We start from the raw sequence: 4,037 nt of genomic DNA on the forward strand, positions 1-4,037 counted from the left end.
CAGAGCTCAGGGAGCGCCTCGGGACCGGTGAATACCATCTGGAGTGGGAAAGACACCCTTCGCCCGATATCGCGGGCGTCAAGTTGGCGCTGATCGAGCGGGACCCCAAGTTCAAGGCGCTCCGGGACCAGCGCGTCCTTTGCGCATGCAACGAAGCCATGAGTCAGGACGGAGCCGCCATTTCACCGGGGGACGAGATCGCTTTCTTTCCGCCGGTCACCGGCGGTTGAGCGTACAGAGTCCACCATGAAAATTGCGATTAGCGTACAGAAGGCGACCTTCGACACGGAAGCGGAGCAGCGTCGTTTGACAGCGGGGCGTCTGGATGTCGGTGCCGTCGTCAGTTTCACGGGCCGGGTAAGAGATGCCAACGAGAGGCCGGATGTCACGGCTCTGACGCTGGAACACTTTCCCGGCATGACGGAAAAGTCGCTCCATGAAATCGCGCTCGAAGCCGGTGAGCGTTGGACGCTGCAGGCCGTCACCATCATTCATCGCGTTGGCCGTCTCGAGCCCGGAGATGCCATCGTGCTGGTCATGACGGCCAGCCCGCATCGCCGTGCCGCATTCGAGGCGTGCGATTTCATCATGGATTACCTGAAAACGCGGGCTCCTTTCTGGAAAAAAGAGCATACCGACAGCGGCTCTTACTGGGTGTCCGAGCGGCCGAGCGATCGCGAGGCCGCCAAACGCTGGGAGCTTTCATGACCGATTTGATCGACAAGTTTTCACGCCACGTCCGTTATGTACGGATCTCGGTAACGGATCGGTGCGATTTTCGCTGTGTCTACTGCATGAGCGAAGAGATGACGTTCCTGCCCCGGGACCAGGTCCTGTCGCTGGAGGAGCTCTACCAGGTCGCGCGCGCCTTTACCGAGCTCGGCGTGGAGAAGATCCGGTTGACCGGTGGCGAGCCGCTGGTGCGAAAAGGTATCGGTGATCTGGTGACCAATATCGGCACCTTGCCGGGGTTGAAGGATTTCGCCATGACGACCAATGGCGCCGGACTGCGTCGTCATGCCCAGGCTCTTTACAGCGGCGGTATGACCCGCCTCAATATTAGTCTGGATTCCCTCGACCCCGAGAGGTTCAAGCGGTTGACGCGAACCGGGGATCTGGAGCGGGTGATCGATGGGATTCACGCGGCCCAGGACGCTGGCTTCGAGCGAATCAAGCTGAATGCGGTCATACTTCGCGGCCGCAACGACGATGAAGTGCTCGATCTGGTAGAGTTCGCCCGCGACGAGAAGCTGGATATCAGCTTTATCGAGGAGATGCCGCTGGGCGACGTGTCTGACCACTCCCGGGGAGAAACCTTCTATTCGAGCGATGAGGTCCAGACACGAATCGAGTCCCGTTACCCCCTCATGCCGTCACCCGAGAGCACATTGGGTCCCTCGCGATATTTCCGCATGCCCGATAGTGATTGTCGGGTCGGCTTCATCTCGCCCCATAGCCATAACTTCTGCAGTACCTGCAATCGGGTTCGTGTCACGGTTGAAGGCCGGCTGCTACTGTGTCTGGGGAACGAGCATTCCGTGGATCTACGCGAAACCCTGCGGCGCTATCCCGGTCAACTGGAGCCGCTCAAGGAGCAGATTATAGCGGCCATGGATTTGAAGCCGGAACGTCATCACTTTTCGACGGATGGCGATGTACAAGTCGTTCGCTTCATGAATATGACGGGCGGTTAAAACCCATTCTCGTCAAACCTCGAGCCACTTGTGGGAGTAAAGGCACGCGAATAAGGCGTGCCTTTTTGATTTAATTTCTTGCCAAGAAGGGTGGTAAGAATATACTTTCATCAAAACAACCGGTGTAATGCCGTATTGGAATCCAGCAAGGAGAGGACGATGTCCACCGAGTCATTGGAACGCATCGCTCGCAATAAGAATGTGGCTCGCGCCGCCGCCCGTCAGTTGAGCATGGAACAACTGCACAAACTGTCGGAAGTCATCGGGGAAGTGATCGAGCAAAAGCAGCAGGAAGATCACGAGCGCCAGAAAGAGGAAGCCGACAAGCAGAAGAAGTTGGCCGAGATTCGAGAGGCGATGAACAACGCTGGATTGTCGATGGATGATTTGGTCGGCGAACAGCCGCGCAAGCGTCGCGGTCGGCCGCCCAAGAACGCCAGCAAGAACTGAGGATATGCCACGGGCCCGGGGTGGCATGATGTAGAGACATTCCCGAGCAGGTATTCCCGGAAAAGCGCGTCCTGCCACTCGGCAGACGCGCTTTTCTGGTTTCTGTCTCTGACAGTTGATGCCCATCGAAGCCCATCGAAGCCCATCGAAGAGAGTCATGGCCAGGGAAGAATCGATCATGCCAGGCGCGTGGACGACTCTCTCCCCGATCTCTTTTGCGCTAGGGGGCCGTGCGCACTTCGTACTCCGGCTGCGGATCGGCGGGCATCAGTTGCAGATGGATCTCCAGCGATGTGGGCAGGTGTTCGTGAAGCCACTCGCGTAGTGGCCCGAAGAGTTGCTGGCGGAGCTGGAGTAACGTCTCCGCCGTGATGGCGTCTATCCGCTCGTCCAGCCAGTCGGCTAGCGCGTCTTCATCCAGTGGAAGCGATATCTCGCTGTCCCACAACATCTGCCCGATGCGGGTCCAGCCGGTCTCGGTCGGCAAGACATTCAGCGCGATCGACAGCGACTTGGCGTGCCGGCGGGCCGACACCGGGTGCGAGCGCTCTCCGGGGCGCATCCTGGAAGCGATGAGCTGAGGCCTGAGATGGTGCGTGCTGCTGTGCGCCAGGGTCTCCGCATCCAGAGACAGCACGACACCATTCTTGACCAGTTGGGGAACGCGGATGCCCATGGCAGACGCCAAGTCACGGTGCGCTTGCTGATGGGAAGCCTCCCCATGGACCGGCAACAGCATCTTCGGTCGTAACCACCGGTAGAGTTGGCGCAGCTCTTCGCGGGCCGGGTGCCCCGAGGCGTGAAGCGCGGGATCGGTATGCTCGTCGTGGACATTGACGCCGAGACGCTTGAAACCGGCCTTGAGGCGTGCAATGGGACGTTCGTTACCCGGGATGGCGCGAGCCGAGAAGATGACATCGTCGTCAGCCAGCAGGTCGAGAGCGGGGTGCCGTCCCTGCGACATGCGAGACAGGGCCGAGCGGGGCTCTCCCTGGCTTCCGGTCGCGATGACAAGGACCTCTTCGGGATAGAGATATCCCAGGTCATGCGCCGGGACCCGGGGCGGAAAATCGTCGAGGTAGCCCAGTTGGGTGGCGATCGACACCATCCGTTCCATCGAGCGTCCCAGCAGCGCCACGCGGCGGTTGGTGCGTTCGGCGATCGCCCCCAGCGCCTTGATACGCGCGATATTGCTGGCGAAACAGCTGACCACGACGCGCCCCCGGCATGCCCGGATGACCGATTCCAGGGCCTCGGCGGCTTCCGTCTCGCTGCGGGAATGTCCTTCCACGTCGGCATTGGTCGAGTCGGCCACGACGAGGTCCACCGGCGCCAGCGCCTGGAACTGGGCGGCGGAGAAGGGCGCGCCGATGAGAGGGTGCTCATCCAGTTTCCAGTCGCCGGTATGCAGCACCTTGTAGCGCGGCGTGATAATGGAGAGAGCGCAACTTTCCGGTATCGAGTGAGTCACCGGCAGGAATGTCACCTCGAAAGGGCCGGTGGTCACTCGGTTGCCGGGCTGAATGGTCTGCAGGGCGTCGACCCTCAGGCCCTGCTCGGCGAACTTGGCCCGCAGCATCTCGATCGCCAGGGGCGTGGCGTAGACGGGGCAGTTCCAGCGAGGCCATATCCAGGCCAGGGCACCGAGATGGTCCTCATGGCCATGGGTGATGAAGACCGCGGAGGGGACCATGGCGTTCGCTGCCAAATGTTCGACATCGGGAATCTGGAGGGGCTGATCCGGCAGGTCCTGGCGAATCGTCATGCCGCAATCCACGGCGATCCAGTGACCGTCATGGCCGTAGAGCGACAGATTCATGCCGATTTCACCGCATCCTCCCAGTGGATGGAACAGCAGCGGGGGGTAAGTACGAGGGCGGATCTGTGCGCGCG

5 protein-coding genes are annotated in these 4,037 nt (G+C 60.7%); 4 read left to right on the forward strand and 1 reads right to left on the reverse strand.

Annotated features, from left to right (window positions below; translation table 11 throughout):
- The 4 genes from AC3AYF_RS18870 to AC3AYF_RS18885 all read left to right on the forward strand — a co-directional run.
- Positions 1-230 (forward strand): MoaD/ThiS family protein (locus tag AC3AYF_RS18870; RefSeq protein WP_487780185.1); only part of this gene is annotated, 230 nt, incomplete at its 5' end.
- A 16-nt stretch (positions 231-246) separates the two neighbouring features.
- The gene (gene moaE, locus AC3AYF_RS18875) at positions 247-708 is read left to right on the forward strand and encodes a molybdopterin synthase catalytic subunit MoaE (protein WP_295040244.1); all 462 of its coding nucleotides are present in this window, start codon (positions 247-249) and stop codon (positions 706-708) included.
- The gene (moaA, locus tag AC3AYF_RS18880) at positions 705-1,694 is read left to right on the forward strand and encodes a GTP 3',8-cyclase MoaA (RefSeq protein WP_295040246.1); all 990 of its coding nucleotides are present in this window, start codon (positions 705-707) and stop codon (positions 1,692-1,694) included. The genes moaE and moaA overlap by 4 nt, the downstream gene beginning before the upstream one ends.
- 159 nt (positions 1,695-1,853) lie before the next feature.
- On the forward strand, positions 1,854-2,144 hold the full coding sequence (locus AC3AYF_RS18885; RefSeq protein ID WP_110599309.1) for an H-NS family histone-like protein: 291 nt from the start codon (positions 1,854-1,856) through the stop codon (positions 2,142-2,144).
- 220 nt (positions 2,145-2,364) lie between these two features.
- On the opposite strand, the gene AC3AYF_RS18890 is transcribed toward AC3AYF_RS18885, so the two are convergent.
- Positions 2,365-4,037 (reverse strand): ribonuclease J (locus tag AC3AYF_RS18890; RefSeq protein ID WP_365677603.1); only part of this gene is annotated, 1,673 nt, incomplete at its 5' end.

The sequence above is a fragment of the Salinicola sp. genome (assembly GCF_982684285.1).